This window comes from Niallia sp. 01092 (genome assembly GCF_052318935.1).
Classification (GTDB): Bacteria; Bacillota; Bacilli; order Bacillales; family Cytobacillaceae; genus Niallia.
In genome coordinates this window covers 144,178-161,883 of record NZ_JBQRKO010000007.1, presented here as the reverse complement: position 1 = coordinate 161,883, position 17,706 = coordinate 144,178, and the positions used below count along the sequence as shown (strand labels likewise).

Below are 17,706 nucleotides of genomic sequence, written 5' to 3'. Positions count from 1 at the left end.
GCTACTCCATCCTTTCTAAGGACAAAAACAAACTATAGAGCATCATCGTTTTTTTGCATTAAGGCTGTTTTCATATAGATTGTTGCTTTTAAACTCGCAGACTGAATACACTACGCTTTCCGTGGGCGAGCGTCGAGCCTCCTCGTCGCATACGCTCCTGTGGGGTCTCGTCTTTCTCGCATTCCCACAGGAGTCTACGTGTATTCAGTCTGCTGAGTACTTCTTCTCCAAATTTTTGTATGAAAATTAATTTTGGGTAGAAGGCAACACTAAAGTAAGCCCTCCCTTTTTTGTGAAAACAACAAACTTTGAGAAAACAGCCTTCATTAAAGTAGCGTCAGCTCCGTCCCCTTTACCATTAACAAAGCATTCTTTCTAAGATTGTTTTAAGCGTTGGCTGCCAATGCTTCCAAGTATGATCTCCGTTAAATTCTTCATATGTATAATCGGCGTTTGTTTCGTGTAAAAGCTGTGCCAGTTCCCGATTTGGCGTCAGAAAATCTTCGATCGTTTGAATCGTTGTTTTAACCGATGTTTCTTCTGTACCAATAATATGGAATATTTCAAGAAGGTGGAATCGATCAAATGCTTGAACAGCCTGTAAGACTTCTTTATTTATGAAAGGAGATTGAAGCATTACTTTGCCGAATGTATGAGGAAACTTTAGTGCTGTCATAAGGGAAACAGTTGCACCTAATGAATCGCCAATAAGTCCTCTTCCAAGTCCCATTTGATAAGTTGGAAATTTTTTATCAATAAACGGAACAAGTTCATGTGCTAAAAAACGGATATATGCTTTATTTTTTTGTCCTGAAGGGTGATATTTTTCTCTTCTGTCTTGAACCGTCACATAAGGAATACCAACAATAATCGTATTTTGAATTTTATTTGCTTGCAGTAATTCATCTGCCACTCTTCCAATTCGTCCAAATTGAAAATAATCTTTTCCATCTTGTGCGAAAAGAATATTGTATTTATAAAGTGGTGAATAAGAAGGTGGAAGATATACTAGCAGTTTCACTTCTTCACCTAGTTCTTTGCTTGTAATAAACATTTCTTGTATCGTGCCTTTTGAAGATTGCATGATAAATCCTCCAATTATAATTCTTCATTTTATGCCTAGTTTATCACATACCATCCTAATGAAGCGAAGGTGCAAAAATCCCTCCTAAGCTTTGGGTCAACCTCTTTTTTAACTAAAAAATCAAAAACACTATATATTGTGTACATTCAGTGAAATATTGTCTATATATCGTTGTTGGTGAGGATAACCATTTATAATTACAAGGAAGATAAATCTATTGGAGTGATTAATAATGGGGAATTATTCAGAACTATTAACGGAATTTGATGAAATTGTTCGCAGTGACAATCATGATTTCATACAAGAAAATGCAAACATAGATGGACTTTCACCGATGAGTCATATGATGCATTTTGCTTCCACATCCTCTCGACATTATACAGTTGAAAATCTTTTATCTGCTGAAGCAAAAGAAGCATTTCAACAAGGATACATCCACATTCATGATCTTGATTTTTATTCTTCTGGAACGGCAACATGCTGTCAAATTCCTTTAGGGAAAATTTTGAAAGATGGATTTAATACAGGTCATGGGTTTATGAGAGAACCACAAAATATTATGAGTGCGATGGCATTAACTTCTATTATATTACAGGCAAATCAAAATCAGCAGCATGGTGGACAAGCTATTCCAATGCTGGATTATGATTTAGCTCCTTACATAAAAAAAACGAATGAAAAAAATAAAAGAAAACTACAAGAAATAATGGAGGATAAAGCTTTGATTGAAAAAAAGGCTTGGGAATGGACCGAAAAAGAAACATATCAAGCTTGTGAAGCTTTTACACATAACTGCAATAGCATGCACTCGAGAGGAGGGGGCCAGACTCCATTTGTGTCCGTTAATTTAGGAACAGATACTTCTAGAGAAGGAGCCTTGTTAACAAAATGTTTATTGCTTGCTACACAAGCAGGGTTGGGTACAGGGGAAACGCCTATTTTTCCGATCATTGTCTTTAAAGTAAAAGAAGGGATTAATTATTTTCAAGACGACCCAAACTATTATCTATTTGAATTGGCAATTGAAACAACAAGCAAGCGGCTTTTTCCGAATTTTGTTTTTATTGATGCTCCTTTTAATGCTAAATATTATGATGGGACGCCACAATCCGAAGTGGCAACGATGGGCTGCCGGACAAGAGTGATGGGGAATATCCATGGCAAAGAGCAGGCTGTTGGCAGAGGAAATCTATCTTTTACAAGCATTAATTTACCGCTGCTTGCATTAGAAGTGACGTCGATTGATCAATTTTTTGCCAAATTAGATGCATTCTTAGAAATAACCATTAAACAGCTATATGATCGTTATGTTTATCAAGGGAAAAAAACAGTCGCAAACTTTAAATTCTTATTTACACAAGGTGTATGGGCAAACGGGGAAACATTAAAGATGGACGATTATCTAGAAGATATTTTAAAACAAGGTACATTATCGATTGGTTTTGTAGGGTTGGCAGAATGTTTAACAGCTTTGTTAGGTGTTCATCACGGGGAAAGCAAAGCAGCGTATAATTTAGGATTGAAAATTGTAAAGCATATGAGAAACGCGGCAGATCAAGCGATGGAAAAATATCAATTAAATTATTCGCTTATTGCAACACCTGCAGAATCGTTTGCAGGAAAGTCGCTTAAGATAACAAAAAAGAAGCATGGAGTCATTAAAGGAGTCACTGACCGAGAGTATTTTACGAACAGCTTTCATATTCCTGTTTATTATCAAATAAAAGCAATCGAAAAAATTAAAAAAGAAGCTCCTTTTCATGAACTAACAAATGCAGGACATATTACTTATGTAGAATTAGACGGCGATGCCAGCAAAAATAAAGAGGCAATGAAGGCAATTGTTTGTGCAATGAAAGAAGCAGGCATCGGTTATGGCAGCATTAATCATCCTGTAGATAGATGCTTGACTTGCGGTCATAAAGGAATTATTGATAACGGGTGCCCGAAATGCGGGGAGGAAGAGGAAAGTCAAATTGAACGAATCCGCCGGATAACAGGGTATTTAGTAGGGTCATTGGATAAATGGAATACAGCAAAACGTGCTGAAGAAAGGGAGAGGGTTAAGCATTCATGAGAGTGCTGAATATTATTCATGACAGCATTGTAGATGGCCCTGGCTTAAGGAGCACCGTATTTTTTGCAGGTTGTCCCCATAAATGTACAGGCTGTCATAATCCGCAAAGCTGGAATAAGGATGGCGGAGTAGAAATGTCCATTCAAGCAATTTATGATGAGTTAATGGATAATCCTTTGACAAATATTACTTTCAGCGGCGGAGAGCCGCTTCTGCAATTAAATGACTTGGCTATTTTGGCTGAAAAGCTGAAAAAAGCAGGTAAAAATATATGGTGCTATACTGGATATAAGTGGGAGTATTTGATGGAAGCAAAAAAGGAGCCATTTATGAAGTTATGCAAGGAGTTGGATATTCTTGTAGATGGCCCTTTTGTAAAAGAAAAAAGAGATTTATCCTTATTATATAGAGGAAGCAGCAATCAACGGGTGATAAATTGCCGGAAAAGCATAGAAGAAAAGAAAATGGTCTTATTAGAACAACAATTAATTTTTTCTTAATATAAAATTAATCCGCTCTCCAATTAAACATTTGATTTGATTGGTTTTTACATAACTATTCAGCAATATGAATAGTTGTTTTTTTTTGATATCCAAAAATATACATTGAAAAATAAAAATGATTACAATAAAATCAATAAAGTCGAACGAAATAATAGATTAAGGATTTAATATTAGTTAAGAGAGGTACATCATGAATCAAGAACAATATTTGAAAAAGAAAATGGGATTTTGGTCGCTTACGGCATTATCCCTTGGAGGAATAATAGGGTCAAGCTGGCTCTTTGGTCCGTGGGCAGCAGCGAAATTAGCTGGTCCTGCAGCGATTATTTCTTGGGTGATTGGCGCAGTTGCCATTACACTCATAGCGCTTATTTATGCTGAATTAGGAAGAGTTAAGCCTGAAACAGGTGGTTTAGGGCGCTATCCCCTATATTCTCATGGAAAAATGCTTGCTACAGTAACTAGTTATTCTATCTGGCTTGGCTACTGTGCTACTGCACCTGTGGAATCGGCAGGAGTTATTCAATACGCTAATCAGTTCTGGCCAGGGCTGTATGATGCAGCAAAGGAGCAACTTACTACAACAGGCATGCTCGCATCAATGTTATTAATGATATTCTTTATTATATTTAACTATTTTGGTGTGAAGCTATTTGCTGTCACAAACACTGTAATCACCACTATCAAATTTGTAGTACCTGTTTTAACAATCATTGCTTTTTTTATGACAGGTTTTCATGCCGAGAACTTTACAAGTCAAGGGTTTGCCCCTAATGGGTATAGTGCTGGTTTAAGTGCGGTATTAACAAGTGGTATATTTTTTGCTTATACAGGATTTGGGAACGTTATTATGATGAGTGGAGAAGTGGTTAAACCTAGACGGAATATTCCACTAGCTTTAATCACTTCACTGGTAGCTGCAGCAATATTATATGTTCTGCTGCAAATTGTTTTTATTGGAGCAGTTCCACCAGATATGTTGGCTAATGGCTGGAGTGGAATTAAGTTTGATTCTCCATTTGCTAATCTAGCTCTTATGGCAAATATGGTTTGGTTATCTTGGATCATTACTGCTGATGCCATGGTTTCTCCAACAGGCTCAGCGCTTGCTTATACAGCGGGTACGTCAAGACATGTCTTTGGCATGGCGAAAAGCGGGTTCCTGCCATCTTTCTTCGGAACAATTAACAAAAGATTTGGCGTTCCAACTCGTGCACTTACTCTTAATTTCTTTATTGGATTATTATTCTTATTTCCTTTAAAGAGTTGGACTGCAATTGTTGCAATTGTAGGAGCAATTGGTATATTTAAGTATGCTTCAGCATGTGTAACCGTTATGGTTTTCCGTAAGGTTGGTTTGACAAAAAATAATGGACTTCCAGGTATGAATATTATTGCGCCATTAGCCTTTGTTTTTGCTACACTTCTTATTTATTGGACAAACTGGAGCAGGGTGCAGCTTGCCATTACCGGATTAATTTTAGGAGTTGGCGGCTACTTAGTCATTCATTTTATCAAGAAACATAAAATAGAAGAATTCTTTGGTGGCCTATATCTTGTTGTTTACATTCTTCTCCTTGTTGGGTTGAGCTACTTAGGGAATTTTGGCGGTCATGGAATCGTTCCAGAACCATTTATGTCTGTTGTTGCAGCAATAGTAGGATTGGTTTTTTACTATTTTGCTGTATATAACGGTGTATGGTATATGCGTAAAAAAGGGAATATTAAAGAATTGCAAGAGAGTGTATCTGATATATCTTAAAAATTCTGGGGCTGTCTCAAAAGTCGGTTTAACCGACTTAAGGGACAGTCCCTTTTTGCGTTAGAAGAGCATACATGACAAATCTGAAGTAAAGTTGACATATAACCAAAAGGTGTTATATTATAAATGAAACCAAAAGGTGTCATAATTTTAGAAAGAGTAGGTGTTTTTCTATGGGTGAAAAAGTGCAAGATATTGTGCAAAAAATTAATTTAAATGCGCCGATTGAAAAAGTTTGGCAAAAAGTAGCGACTTCTGAAGGAATAGCTGCATGGTTTATGCCTAATGATTTTCAATTAGAGCTAGGGCATGAATTTTATTTGCAATCTCCCTTTGGTCCGTCTCCTTGTAAAGTGATTGAGGTAGAAGCACCAACGAAATTATCTTTTACATGGGATGTTGATGGGTGGGTTGTTTCTTTTCTTTTAAAAGAAATAGACAGCACGACAACAGAATTTACAGTTATTCATGCTGGATGGAAAGAAGCAGATGAAATCGTAGGGAAAGCGAATGAAAAAGCATCAATTATCCGCGATCGCATGAACATGGGATGGTCGCAAATTGTCATTAGGCTGAAAGAGACTGTGGAATAATCATGGCTAGTACAGCAAAAAAGCATGATGTTTATCAGGCAATAGCTGATCCTACGAGAAGAGAAGTGATGGAATTATTATCGGAAAAGGAGCTACCTATTGCCGATATTACGAGCCATTTTCCGATAAGCCGGACCGCAATTGTCAAGCATCTCGCTATCCTATCAGAGGCAAAACTAGTCCGTTCAAAAAAAGTAGGCAGAGAAAAACTGTATACACTATCCCCAGAACCGTTGGCAGATGTAAAAGAGTGGATCTCTTATTATGAACGCTTTTGGGAAAATAAATTATCTATTTTGAAACATATTGTGGAAAATGAAAAAAACATCTAAAAAAACATAGGTAATTCGATAATCAAAAAGACGACTCTAAAATTCAATTTCTGAATTTTGGAGTCGTCTTTTTTTGCAGCTATTTAGAAAAGAAGTTTTTTATGATTATTTAGTTTTACTGAAGTGTCACTTTATTATTACTAATTGGTCAAGAGTGTTAAAAAACATTATAGTGTATATATCCGATACGAATACATGGATTAATAGAAAGATATAACGGAAGGAGTAATTCATTTACAGACAAAGGTTAAAAATTTCACATCGTAGCTTGGTTTTACTAAGGTTACATGTTAATGTAATATCTTTTCCTTAAATAAGGAAATAACCAAAAAATATTATATAGATTGGAGAATTTATATGAGTAAAGATATTTTTAGAATAGCGACAGAAGAAGATGCTCCAGCGTTTTTTGAATTATTATCTAGTGCTTTTGAGCCGATTCGCGATTTAGGAATCAACTGGCCATCTGCAAATGCAACAATTGAAACGGTAACTGAAAATATAGTGAAGTCAACTGCTATAGTATTAGAACGCGATGGCAAAATCATATCAACGATTACGATTCGTTTTCCATGGGAAAGCACAACTCCCGTGTCAGGCTATCCTTTTGTATGGTGGTTTGCAACCGCACCGAATTTGAAAGGGCAGGGGGTTGGGAATAAATTGTTAGACTATGTAGAAACGCTACTGCGTGATACTTTCAAAGCTCCTGCTTATACACTGGGGACTTCTGGCAGGAAACATCCTTGGCTTCTTGACATGTACAAACGCAAGGGCTATAAAGAATATTTTCAACATGAAAATGATGGGGATCTTGGTGTACTAATGTATAAAGTGCTAATTCCAGACCGCTTTGATGAAGAGCTATTGGGAACGCCGCCATTTGCCGAGTCAAAAGCTTAATGTGATTCTCTTGCAAAAGAAGAAAGGAGGAATTACATGGGAGAGTTTTTCAAATGGGAGTATGTCTTTTCACTTTTCCCAAAAGTGTTGAGCGCTCTTCCAACAACTTTATTGATTGTATTGTTTGCGACCATTATAGGAAGTGTGTTAGGTATTTTAATTGCTTATATCAGGATAGAAAACATCCCGATATTAAAACAAATTTGTATTCTTTATGTTTCTTTTATAAGGGGGACACCAATTTTAGTTCAAATGTTTATTGTATTTTATGGTCTTCCAAATTTATTAGCTTTAATAGGAATAGACCTTTCTCAATGGAACAAAATATATTTCATTTATATTACCTATGGGTTAAATACAGCAGCATTCTTTTCTGAAATATTCCGTTCGTCCTTGTTAAGTGTTCCCGTTTCCCAGTACGAAGCGGCTGCATCTATAGGATTGACCAAAAGACAGACCTATCAAAGAATACTAATCCCGCAAGCACGTGCATTCGCTATTCCAAATTTGGGAGCATCGATCATAAATCTCCTGCAAGATACTTCGTTAGCTTTTTCTATAGGGATATTGGATGTAATGGGGAAAGTACAGGCATTAGGAGCATTATATTATCGTGTTATTGAGGGTTACTTTATTGCAGCAATCATATTTATTGTTTTAAGCATCCTACTTGAAAAAGTATTTAACATTTTAGAAATTAAATATCGCTATCCAAGCAGAAGTAAGAAGAAGTTAACAGGGTTTTTATTTACAGTTAACAAAAATAAACCCTTGTTATTAACAAATGAAAAAAATAAATCAAACTAGAATACAAATAAGGGGAATTACAATGATGAATAGAACAAAATTTGGTAGATTAAAAGTTATTGGACTAAGTGCTTTACTTGGAATTGTTTTGGCTGGATGCGGAAGCAATGAAACTTCTAAAAGTGAAAGTGCTGGAGCAAATAATAATTCAGATGCAAAAGAAATTATTATCGGGACAGGCAATTCCTATCAACCATTTGCTTATTTAGATGAAAAGGGAAATCCGACTGGATATGAAAAAGCAGTTCTTGATGCAGTGGATGAAAAATTACCTCAATACAAATTTAAATATGAAACATTTGAGTTTAAAAATGTATTACCTGCTCTTGATGCAAATAAAGTAGACTTAGCAGCCCATCAATATGAAGTTAATGATGAAAGAAAAGCGAAATATTTATATGGAAAAGTGGGATACACGGATTATACAGGCTATATAGTGGTAGATGAAAATTCAGGTAATAACTTTCAAAAATTAGAAGATTTAGCAGGGAAAAAAGTGCAAGTATCTACAGGAAGCAACTATGCGTATCTTTTAGAGCAATACAATAAAAAACATGATAAAAAAATTAACATCCTTTATGGAGATGGTTCAAGTGAAATCCGTGTTAAAAATCTTCAAAACGGAACAGTTGATGCTATTTTATCGACAAAATATGATGTAAATAAATTAAATAAGCAGTTTAATGCAAACCTAGTAACATCTGGGGAACCAGCATATGTTTCGAAAACCTATTTTTTATCTAAAAAATCTGATACAAAGCTTCAGGAAGACATTGATGGTGCATTACAAAAATTAATTGATGAAGGGAAGCTAGCTGAAATTTCCAAAGAGGTTTTAGGAGGAGATTACACAAAATAAATCGAAAGGAGTTAGAGAAAATGGATTTTGATTTCGCATTTATGTTTAAAGTATTTTTAGCGGCAGTGAAATATTTACCTACCACTCTACTATTGGGATTTCTGCCACTTATTTTAGGTTCCATTTTGGGGCTTATTATTGCACTAGTACGCTTTTTTAATATCCCTGTCCTTTCGAGTATTTTTAAGTGGTTTGTTACAATTTTTAAAGCAATTCCCGTCGTATTAATTTTATTAGTAGCTTATCTTGTTAGTGCAGATCTTTTAGATAAAATAGCACAAACATTTTCTTGGTCTATACGTTTCAAAGATATTGATCGCAGATGGATAGCGATCTTTGCCCTAACTTTATATGCAACTAGCGGTCTGTCAGAGGTCTTTAGGGGATCTCTGGCAGCAATCCCAAAAGGACAATTTGATGCGGCTTATTCGATAGGATTAACAAAAAGTCAATTAATTAGAAGAATGGTCATTCCACAAGTAATTCCTATTGCTTTTCCGATGATTAATAGTACATTAATTGGTCTCATTAAAACTTCTTCGCTAGTTTCTATGGTTTCGGTAGTGGATATATTGGATGGGGCTATTATTGAAGCTAATGCTAATTATCGTTTCCTTGAGGCATATGTGGCTGTATCTCTTATATATTGGTCTGTATGTGCTGCCATTGAAGGCGTGTCAACAGTTTATGAAAATCATTTCAATCGAGGTAAAAGGAGACGTTTAGTATGATAAAAGTTAAAAATATCTCCAAAAAATTTGGAACAAATGAAATTTTAAAGGGCATTGATCTAAAAGTTGAAAAGGGAGAAGTAGTGGTTATATTAGGACCAAGCGGGTCAGGAAAATCGACTTTTTTGCGATGCTTGAATTTTTTAGAACGGGCAGACAATGGGGAAATTACTATAGGTAATAAAAAAGTAGAATTTAAAAAAGCAAGTTCGAAAGATATTCTTGATATACGCAGAAACACAGCTATGGTTTTTCAGCAATATAATCTTTTCCTGCATAAAACAGCAATTGAAAACATTATAGAGGGATTAATTATAGCTCGGAAGGTACCAAAAGATAAGGCATATAATATTGGTCTGGATTTATTGGATAAAGTGGGGCTGAAAGATAAAAAAGATGCTTATCCTCATCAATTATCTGGTGGGCAGCAACAACGCGTTGGCATAGCAAGGGCATTGGCTATAAATCCAGAGGTTATTTTATTCGATGAACCAACTTCCGCTCTAGATCCAGAATTAGTAGGGGAAACATTAGATGTCATTAAAAAGGTTGCAGAAGAAGGTGTAACCATGGTCATTGTTACACATGAGATGAGTTTCGCTTATGATATTGCTGATAGAGTAATTTTTATGGAAGATGGCGTAATTGTTGAACAAGGTTCTCCAAAGGAAGTCTTTGAACATACAAAAGAAGAGCGGACAAAGCAATTCCTAGGACGCTTTTCGTATGAAAGATAAGACATTATTTTATTGAATGGGTAAATCAACCGATTAATTCCTATTATTCTTATTTATTAAGGAGGATAAAGTGTATGAGTCAAATTGTTACGAACAAAATTAAAAAATCTATTACTGAACTTGTGGGCAGAACTCCTTTATTGGAAATCGTGAATTACGAAAAAGAAAATCAGTTAGAAGCAGAGATTATTGGAAAACTAGAATATTTAAACCCTTCCAATAGTATTAAAGACAGAATTGCAAAGGGAATGATTGAAGACGCAGAGAACAGAGGATTATTAAAAAATGGCGCCACAATACTAGAAACAACAAGTGGTAATACGGGGATAGGTTTGGCAGCAATTGCTGCAGCTAAAGGTTATAAGCTTAGAATTTACATGCAAGACGGTGTAAGTGAGGAAAGAACAAAAGTTATAAGAGCATATGGATCAGAAGTCATTCCATTTTCCGATGTACCTGAACTAGTTGAGGCTATTGAAGAAACAGACGGAGACTTTGTTGAAGTTATTAATGTCTTTAGGAAAGCTGTTGTTGAAAAAGAAGAAAATACTGTTTTCTTAAATCAGCTTGGAAATGAAGCAAATCCTAAAGTTCACCGAGAGACAACAGGACCGGAAATTTGGGAGGATACAGATGGTCAAGTAGATATTTTGGTAGCGACAATTGGAACTGGCGGGACACTTAGTGGTGCCGGAGCATACTTAAAGTCGAAAAATCCAAACATAAAAGTGGTAGGAGTGGAACCAGGAATAGCATCCATTGCAACACTAGACAATCCGGATATAGTTGAAATAACTGGTGTACATCGATTCTCTGATGTGGAAGAAGAAAGAGTGCCGGATAATGTTCATCTAGATGTTTATGATGAAGTAATAGAGGTGGAAACGAGCGAAGCTTATGAAGCAGCAAGAGCAGTAGCAAAATCAGACGGGATTTTGGTTGGGACTTCCTCAGGTGCGGCAATTTGGGCGGCAACACAGCTTGCAAAACGCCCCGAAAATAAAGGAAAAAGAATTGTTGCAATTCTTCCAGATACCGGATTGAGATATTTATCAACTGACTTATTTGAATAGAAAGAAAAAAGGGGTCTGACCCCAAAATAGGAATTGGGGGTCTATGGCAGATGAAATTAGCTTTATTTACACTTGTGCAGAATCTCCCAAATGCATTAACTGGGGAAAAATTGACGACACAGCAAAAATTTCAAAATGTATTAAAACAAGCAGTTTTTGCTGAATCACATGGCTTTGATGCCTTTGGAATAGGAGAGAGGCATGGTGAACCATTCTTATCTTCTTCTCCGCAAGTTATCCTTACAGCCATTGCCGCTAGAACTTCGAAAATACGTCTGTTAACCACCGTTACTGTTCTTAGCGTATTAGATCCAGTGCGTGTAGCGGAAGATTATGCCACCCTAGATCATCTTTCAGGTGGGCGGCTGGAATTAATCATCGGTAAAGGAAATGACCCGCGCCACTATCCCCTTTTTGGTATTACTGAAGAAGAGCAATGGGAATCGCTTGCGGAGAGATATGACCTTCTAAAGCGATTGTGGACGGAGGAAAATGTCACCTGGAAGGGACGTTATCGTCCTGCGTTGAATAATGTAACGACTCAGCCGAGACCCTTTCAGCAGTCTATTCCAGTATGGCATGGAAGTGCATCAAGCATGCTCTCTGTTGAACTTGCTGCAAAATATGGAGACCCGATATTTTCATCAAACACCTTTCATCCTCAGGCAAAGTACAAATCCTTGATTGATCACTATCATGAACGGTGGGCCTATTATGGTCATAATCCAAAGGGTGCTGTTGTCGGCTCAGGTACAGGCAGTTTGTTCTTGGCTGATACAATGGAGGAGGCAATCAAGCGCTATCGTCCATACTATCATGCATTTAATAATACAGATGCAGCGAAGCATAATCAATCACCGTTTAAGAGCCTTGAAGATAACATGAAGAATGGACCAGTTTTAGTCGGCAGTGCGGAGAGTGTAATAGAAAAAATACTAAACTATCATGCTGCTTATAAAAACCAAGTATTAAGTATTAGTGTGGATGGATTAACAGAAGAAGAACAGCTAGAGCAGATCGAGCGATTCGCAGCAGATGTTGCACCAACACTAAGGCGTGAGATTCCAAGCACGATATGGAGCAACGAACCTCGAACACTTATAAAAAACATTTATTAAATGTCAAAGCTATAAGTGCTGATGGTGAAATTAATCTTTCTAAAGTAATGTAAGGGAGAAGATTATCTATGACAGAACAACTACCAAACTATTAATATTCTAAGCTTTTACCAGAAACACCTTCTATTGGAGGTACGACGGTAACTGAACCTAATCACGTCCATTTATCATTTGGATTCCCGTCAACCCCTCTTTTTCCAATCCGCACATTAGCGCAATCCGCTTCTGAGTCGATTTTAGAAAATGGTCATAAGGCGCTACATTATTCAGGAGGATTAGGACCCGCAAAGGTACGACAATGGATTAAAGAACAAGTGGAAAAAAGTAAGATTTTCGTTGAGGCAACGCAAATTTACCCGACATTCGGGGCTATGCAAGGTATCGATTTAACGACACGTGTTCTAATTAATCCAGGTGATGAGGTTTGGGTTGAAGGTCCAACGTTTTTTAATGGTTTACAGTCATTCCGTTTAGCTGGCGCCCAGATTAAAACATTTCCTCTAGATGAAGAGGGTGTACAAGTGGACATTCTTGAACAGTCATTAAAGGATGCTAAAGGGAAGAATCAACCAATTCCTAAGTTCTTCTATTGCATGCCTAATTTCCATAATCCAGCTGGTGTAACGCTATCGATAGAGCGTCGGAAAAAATTAGCAGCGCTTGCTTATGAATATAACTTTTATATTTTAGAGGATAATGCATACGGTGATTTAAGCTTTACACATGAATATTTACCGTCTATTTATTCATTTGCCCCAAAGCGTGTTATTTACTTGGGTACATTCTCTAAAATTATCGCCCCTGGTCTTCGATTAGGTTGGATGATTGCGAATGAAGAAGTGCTGCAAAAAGTACACACATTAGCACTAGGCAGCCAAACAAGTCCATTTACACAAGAAATTGTTACTGCATTACTAGAAAAAATTTCATATAAGGATCATTTGAAAAATTTAATTGATACGTATCGCTCAAAACAAGATGCGATGGTCAATAGTATTCAGAAGTATTTCGGAGATGAAGTCCATTTTATCGTACCAGAAGGTGGGTTCTTCCTATTGTTAAACTTTAAGCCAGAGGTAGATACAGCAAAGTTTGTACAACAAGCCTTTGAAAATGGTGTAAGTGTGATAGAAGGGCGTTCATTTTATGTTAACGGTGAAGGGAAAAATCAAATCCGTCTATGTTTCTCTTACTGCGATGAGCAACAAATTGACCGGGGAATCAAAATACTAGCAGAAGCTTATTTCGCGTCGATTAAAGGACAAAGATTTATAAAAACGAAGCTTAATTCTTCTTATTGACCGTAAAATACGGGTTTGTGATGTGTTTTAATCAAAGTTTTATTTCTAAATTTAATACAGGTAAATTTAGGATTATTAAAGTGTCACTTTAGAAATACAAAATATACATTATAGTCGGGTTGGCTTATAATAATAACCAATTAATCATATAGGAATAAATGAAATGAAAAAAGGAGAGGATTGTTCATGACAAAAGTTGCTATTTTAGCTGGAGGTAATTCTGTTTATTCGAGGCTGACAGGTTTGATTGATTTTAGTACAAATTATTTAGAAGAACATGGGATTGATTCAGAGGTGATTCAAATTCATCAATTACCAAGCGAGGCGTTAATAACTGCTGACTACAACAACGATAAGATTAAGGAAATAAATCAAATCGTAGAGAAAAGTGAAGTTATTGTTATTGTAACACCTGTTTATAAAGCTTCTATTACAGGGATTTTAAAAACCTATCTAGATTTGCTCCCACAAAATGGATTAAATAATAAAATAATTGTGCCACTCGTTCTTGGCGGATCTTTTGGTCATTTATTGGTGATAGATTACGCACTAAAGCCAGTTCTTTCCGCATTAGGTGCAACGAATATTTTAAAAGTTGTTTATACAGTTGATACGCAAATTACAAAGCTGGAAGGGAATCGTTTTGAACTAGAAAAAACGGTAAAAGAGAGGGTAATCAACACGCTTAACGAAGTATTAAGCCAGATTCAGCAGCCTGTGAAAGAATAATTGATTAGGAGATTCGCAGGAGAAAAGAATGAAGAGAAGCAGTTTTAGAGTATATAACAATAAATTAAAAAAATAATTTTTTTATTAAAAACCAACTAAACTTATAAGAATACTTTTTGGAGGGGATTTTAATGGCTAAAAAGAAACATGTGAAATTTGGGTTGATTATACATGGTGTTGGTGGAACGACAGACGGTTGGAGACATCCAGATATCCCTTCCGATGCCAGTGTAAATTGGGATTTTTATATCAATCAAGCAAAGACAGCGGAAAAAGGATTATTTAGTTTTGTTTTTATTGCAGATGGGGTTCACATTAATAAAGAATCACTGCCGCATTTTCTAAACAGATTTGAACCAATTACCATATTATCAGCTTTAGGAGCAGCGACAAAAAATATTGGTTTAGTTGGAACTGTTTCTTCGACGTACAGTGAACCGTTCACTGTAGCAAGGCAATTTCTCTCCCTTGATCAAATTAGCGGTGGAAGAGCAGGCTGGAATGTGGTTACGACTCCACTTGGTGGAGCCGCAGAAAATTTTAGTAAAAGTGGTCTTCCTTCTCATTCACTCCGCTATGAAATTGCAGAGGAGCATTTAGATATTGTTCGGGGACTATGGGATTCTTGGGAAGATGATGCCTTTATTCGAGATGAGCAAACAGGTGTATTTTTTGATCCGGATAAACTGCATGAACTGAATTATTCAGGGAAGCATTTTTCGGTAAAAGGACCATTAAATATTGCTCGGTCAAACCAAGGACATCCCGTTGTTTTTCAAGCAGGTTCTTCTGAAAGGGGGAGGGCGTTTGCGGCAGAATCAGCAGATGCGGTGTTTACGAATCAAAGCGATATTACAAAAGCCAAGGAGTTTTACAAAGACATTAAAGAGCAGGCAATTCAAAAGGGAAGATCAGCTGAAAGGGTAAAGATTTTTCCAGGAATTACACCAATTATTGGACGCACGACTGAAGAAGCGGAGCGTAAATATCATGATTTTATTAGCCTCATACCAATTGAAAATGCCCTTAAATATTTAGGAAGATTCTTTGATCACTTTGATTTCAGCAAATTTCCGCTTGATGAACCATTTCCTGATATCGGCAACATTGGCAAAGAAGCATTCCAAAGTACAACAGATGAGATTAAGAGACTAGCGAAAGAAAACAATTTGACGTTAAGAGAAGTGGCACTTCAAGTAGCAGTACCGAGAAGTAATTTTTTAGGTACACCTGAATATGTTGCAAACTTGATTCAAGAATGGCTGGAGGAAGAAGCTGCAGATGGCTTTATCATTCATACCCTGCTTCCTAATGATTTATCCGATTTTGTGGAACAAGTAGTCCCTATTTTACAAGAGCGCGGGATTTATCCAGAAGCTTATGAACATGACACATTAAGAGGTCATTTAGGTTTAAAGGTTCCTATTAATCGTTACAGTAAAGTACCAGAAAGAAAGTAAATAGAGATGAAAAGGCGGTGAAATAAGTATGAAGAAAGTTCTTTTACGAATTTTAACTCATATAGGATCGAATGGCGCTTTTTTTGGATCCGTTTATCTATATGAGGATTTACCAGGTGATGTTGTGTATCAACTAATGCTGAAAGACTCAGTCTTGCCGCCATACTAAAAGAAAGCTGACACACTCCCATCGCTAAAGCAATGGGGTTCTGAAAAATTCTTGCTTCTCTTCATTCATACATGTACAAGTACATTCACACACTCCACACTCTTATAAGCGGACGGCTTGGGAATGAAGCACTGACATTAATAAACATTATGTTTAAAGGTTTATTCAGAACTTTCACAGCCAAAGCAACCTCTGTTGCCATTTGCGACTGTATCTATGGTCCTCACAGACTCGGTAGGTCACACCGCCATTATTTTTTTAAACTGCTACGGCAGTTTTTTTGTTTTTTAATTGAATGCCTGAATTTAACACCATTACTCCTTGTTTTTCTATTCGTTCTATTTCTTTATCATGTAAAGATTGAAACATTTCAAACGTCTTTTCACAACGTTTTCTATTCGTTTTTGTCCCTGTTCGATTAGAATTCATCAACAGAAACGCCGAGTATAAATCTCGTTGAATTCTTGTCCCATCATTAAAGATGTGCCATCTTTCTTTCAATTCTTTTTTCTTATAATTATTTGTCTTATGATTATACTGACTAGCTTTGAATGTTCTTGTATTTACCTTCTTAAACATTCCGCCTTGAGCTGCTACTTTTCGTTCAAGTATACTCATAAACATTGCTGGAGCTCGATGTCCAATACTTTTTCCAAAACGCTTTTTACGTTTGTATTTTCCTGTTTTTTCACTGATTTCTGTTTTCTTAGAACGCTTTTGCAAACTCTTTATATTCATTTCTTCCCAGTAATGTTCATCTCCGAAAGATAGAAGTCTATTAGCTAATGTACGATGAGATTGTTTTCTGGTATCGGCTTGTTTTCGGTATAACTCTTTCCGTTTCGATTTTAATTTCAAATAACGTTTGGAGTAAATCCATGTCTTTTTTCCTTTTTTAATTGTTCGGATTCATCGCTCGTTTGGAACGATCCATTTTTCTTTGAATCAATCGAATTTTCCTTGATTGATTCATCACATTCTCAGCTAAATTCGTTAAGAGAACGTTATTCTCTCCAACGACTGCGATAGAAGAAGTTCCTAAGTCTCCGCCAACACGACCTTTTCCAATTTGATGCCTGAATGAACCATCTTTCTTTCGTTTCGCTGGAGGAAATCCTTGAACGATTAATTGGGTAAAATAACGAGTTTTCCCGCGAATGACACGCTTTACAATACGAACATATTTTACTTTATGGAAAGATTTTTTTAGCTCGCCTTTTTTCGTTTTGTATGCAAATTCAACGCTGTTTTCGATGTTAGACAATGCTTCCTGCACGTACAAATCATTTTCTTTTATGATTAAATGTATATTTGTTTTTCCAAAAACAATGGTTCCATCTCGATAAAACCAGCCGGTATTGTTTTTCTTCCCTTCAAAACTAAACATTTCTCCGCGTTTAATAAAGTTCACTCTCTTGGATTCACCCTTCAATTTCTTACAAAATGTATTCCAAGCACGAGTAGCAGT

At 36.3% G+C, this 17,706-nt stretch carries 19 protein-coding genes; 16 read left to right on the top strand and 3 right to left on the bottom strand.

Annotated features, from left to right (window positions below; genetic code table 11):
• Positions 1-358 precede the first annotated feature (358 nt).
• Positions 359-1,084, bottom strand: coding sequence for an alpha/beta hydrolase (locus tag ACTXGU_RS08785; protein ID WP_443481127.1), 726 nt, complete (start codon positions 1,082-1,084; stop codon positions 359-361).
• A 232-nt stretch (positions 1,085-1,316) separates the two neighbouring features.
• Between ACTXGU_RS08785 and ACTXGU_RS08780 the strand changes: the two genes are divergently transcribed.
• The 16 genes from ACTXGU_RS08780 to ACTXGU_RS08705 all read left to right on the top strand — a co-directional run bounded on the left by ACTXGU_RS08780 (position 1,317) and on the right by ACTXGU_RS08705 (position 16,238).
• Positions 1,317-3,161, top strand: a complete 1,845-nt coding sequence (locus ACTXGU_RS08780; protein WP_443481126.1) for an anaerobic ribonucleoside triphosphate reductase — start codon at positions 1,317-1,319, stop codon at positions 3,159-3,161.
• On the top strand, positions 3,158-3,661 hold the full coding sequence (gene nrdG, locus ACTXGU_RS08775; protein WP_443481125.1) for an anaerobic ribonucleoside-triphosphate reductase activating protein: 504 nt from the start codon (positions 3,158-3,160) through the stop codon (positions 3,659-3,661). Before ACTXGU_RS08780 ends, nrdG begins: the two co-directional genes overlap by 4 nt.
• 193 nt (positions 3,662-3,854) lie before the next feature.
• A complete protein-coding gene (locus ACTXGU_RS08770; RefSeq protein ID WP_443481124.1) occupies positions 3,855-5,426 on the top strand; it encodes an APC family permease in 1,572 nt (523 codons plus the stop codon).
• Between the two features lie 173 nt (positions 5,427-5,599).
• Positions 5,600-6,019, top strand: coding sequence for an SRPBCC family protein (locus ACTXGU_RS08765; RefSeq protein WP_443481123.1), 420 nt, complete (start codon positions 5,600-5,602; stop codon positions 6,017-6,019).
• Positions 6,020-6,021: 2 nt separating this feature from the next.
• Complete coding sequence (locus tag ACTXGU_RS08760; RefSeq protein WP_443481122.1) at positions 6,022-6,351, top strand: ArsR/SmtB family transcription factor; 330 nt, start codon at positions 6,022-6,024, stop codon at positions 6,349-6,351.
• 357 nt (positions 6,352-6,708) lie between these two features.
• A complete protein-coding gene (locus tag ACTXGU_RS08755) occupies positions 6,709-7,254 on the top strand; it encodes a GNAT family N-acetyltransferase (protein ID WP_443481121.1) in 546 nt (181 codons plus the stop codon).
• Positions 7,255-7,290: 36 nt separating this feature from the next.
• The gene (locus ACTXGU_RS08750) at positions 7,291-8,061 is read left to right on the top strand and encodes an amino acid ABC transporter permease (RefSeq protein ID WP_443481120.1); all 771 of its coding nucleotides are present in this window, start codon (positions 7,291-7,293) and stop codon (positions 8,059-8,061) included.
• 22 nt (positions 8,062-8,083) lie between these two features.
• The gene (locus ACTXGU_RS08745; RefSeq protein ID WP_443481119.1) at positions 8,084-8,920 is read left to right on the top strand and encodes a transporter substrate-binding domain-containing protein; all 837 of its coding nucleotides are present in this window, start codon (positions 8,084-8,086) and stop codon (positions 8,918-8,920) included.
• Positions 8,921-8,940: 20 nt separating this feature from the next.
• The gene (locus ACTXGU_RS08740; protein ID WP_443481118.1) at positions 8,941-9,651 is read left to right on the top strand and encodes an ABC transporter permease subunit; all 711 of its coding nucleotides are present in this window, start codon (positions 8,941-8,943) and stop codon (positions 9,649-9,651) included.
• Positions 9,648-10,388 (top strand): amino acid ABC transporter ATP-binding protein, encoded by a 741-nt coding sequence (locus tag ACTXGU_RS08735; protein WP_443481117.1) that lies wholly within the window; start codon positions 9,648-9,650, stop codon positions 10,386-10,388. Before ACTXGU_RS08740 ends, ACTXGU_RS08735 begins: the two co-directional genes overlap by 4 nt.
• Before the next feature lie 74 nt (positions 10,389-10,462).
• Positions 10,463-11,461: a PLP-dependent cysteine synthase family protein gene (locus ACTXGU_RS08730; protein ID WP_443481116.1), complete on the top strand. Its 999-nt coding sequence runs from the start codon at positions 10,463-10,465 to the stop codon at positions 11,459-11,461.
• 50 nt (positions 11,462-11,511) lie between these two features.
• A complete protein-coding gene (locus tag ACTXGU_RS08725) occupies positions 11,512-12,579 on the top strand; it encodes an LLM class flavin-dependent oxidoreductase (RefSeq protein ID WP_443481115.1) in 1,068 nt (355 codons plus the stop codon).
• Positions 12,580-12,704: 125 nt separating this feature from the next.
• On the top strand, positions 12,705-13,880 hold the full coding sequence (locus tag ACTXGU_RS08720) for an aminotransferase-like domain-containing protein (protein ID WP_443481167.1): 1,176 nt from the start codon (positions 12,705-12,707) through the stop codon (positions 13,878-13,880).
• A 186-nt stretch (positions 13,881-14,066) separates the two neighbouring features.
• Positions 14,067-14,609, top strand: coding sequence for an NADPH-dependent FMN reductase (gene ssuE / locus ACTXGU_RS08715; RefSeq protein WP_443481114.1), 543 nt, complete (start codon positions 14,067-14,069; stop codon positions 14,607-14,609).
• A gap of 131 nt (positions 14,610-14,740) precedes the next feature.
• Positions 14,741-16,069, top strand: a complete 1,329-nt coding sequence (locus tag ACTXGU_RS08710) for an LLM class flavin-dependent oxidoreductase (protein ID WP_443481113.1) — start codon at positions 14,741-14,743, stop codon at positions 16,067-16,069.
• Positions 16,070-16,097: 28 nt separating this feature from the next.
• On the top strand, positions 16,098-16,238 hold the full coding sequence (locus tag ACTXGU_RS08705) for a hypothetical protein (RefSeq protein ID WP_443481112.1): 141 nt from the start codon (positions 16,098-16,100) through the stop codon (positions 16,236-16,238).
• Between the two features lie 258 nt (positions 16,239-16,496).
• Here ACTXGU_RS08705 and ACTXGU_RS08700 read toward each other — a convergent pair whose 3' ends face one another.
• A complete protein-coding gene (locus ACTXGU_RS08700; RefSeq protein WP_443481111.1) occupies positions 16,497-17,096 on the bottom strand; it encodes a hypothetical protein in 600 nt (199 codons plus the stop codon).
• A 37-nt stretch (positions 17,097-17,133) separates the two neighbouring features.
• Entirely contained in the window at positions 17,134-17,649 is a 516-nt protein-coding gene (locus tag ACTXGU_RS08695; RefSeq protein WP_443481110.1) for a hypothetical protein, read from the bottom strand.
• Between the last annotated feature and the right edge of the window lie 57 nt (positions 17,650-17,706).

Coding starts and splice junctions, on each gene's coding strand:
- ACTXGU_RS08765 (WP_443481123.1), top strand. CDS start 5,600: ATGGGTGAAAAAGTGCAAGATATTGTGCAAAAAATTAATTTAAATGCG.
- ACTXGU_RS08730 (WP_443481116.1), top strand. CDS start 10,463: ATGAGTCAAATTGTTACGAACAAAATTAAAAAATCTATTACTGAACTT.
- ssuE (WP_443481114.1), top strand. CDS start 14,067: ATGACAAAAGTTGCTATTTTAGCTGGAGGTAATTCTGTTTATTCGAGG.
- ACTXGU_RS08770 (WP_443481124.1), top strand. CDS start 3,855: ATGAATCAAGAACAATATTTGAAAAAGAAAATGGGATTTTGGTCGCTT.
- ACTXGU_RS08705 (WP_443481112.1), top strand. CDS start 16,098: ATGAAGAAAGTTCTTTTACGAATTTTAACTCATATAGGATCGAATGGC.
- nrdG (WP_443481125.1), top strand. CDS start 3,158: ATGAGAGTGCTGAATATTATTCATGACAGCATTGTAGATGGCCCTGGC.
- ACTXGU_RS08750 (WP_443481120.1), top strand. CDS start 7,291: ATGGGAGAGTTTTTCAAATGGGAGTATGTCTTTTCACTTTTCCCAAAA.
- ACTXGU_RS08735 (WP_443481117.1), top strand. CDS start 9,648: ATGATAAAAGTTAAAAATATCTCCAAAAAATTTGGAACAAATGAAATT.
- ACTXGU_RS08725 (WP_443481115.1), top strand. CDS start 11,512: ATGAAATTAGCTTTATTTACACTTGTGCAGAATCTCCCAAATGCATTA.
- ACTXGU_RS08760 (WP_443481122.1), top strand. CDS start 6,022: ATGGCTAGTACAGCAAAAAAGCATGATGTTTATCAGGCAATAGCTGAT.
- ACTXGU_RS08745 (WP_443481119.1), top strand. CDS start 8,084: ATGATGAATAGAACAAAATTTGGTAGATTAAAAGTTATTGGACTAAGT.
- ACTXGU_RS08740 (WP_443481118.1), top strand. CDS start 8,941: ATGGATTTTGATTTCGCATTTATGTTTAAAGTATTTTTAGCGGCAGTG.
- ACTXGU_RS08780 (WP_443481126.1), top strand. CDS start 1,317: ATGGGGAATTATTCAGAACTATTAACGGAATTTGATGAAATTGTTCGC.
- ACTXGU_RS08755 (WP_443481121.1), top strand. CDS start 6,709: ATGAGTAAAGATATTTTTAGAATAGCGACAGAAGAAGATGCTCCAGCG.
- ACTXGU_RS08710 (WP_443481113.1), top strand. CDS start 14,741: ATGGCTAAAAAGAAACATGTGAAATTTGGGTTGATTATACATGGTGTT.
- ACTXGU_RS08785 (WP_443481127.1), bottom strand. CDS start 1,084: ATGCAATCTTCAAAAGGCACGATACAAGAAATGTTTATTACAAGCAAA.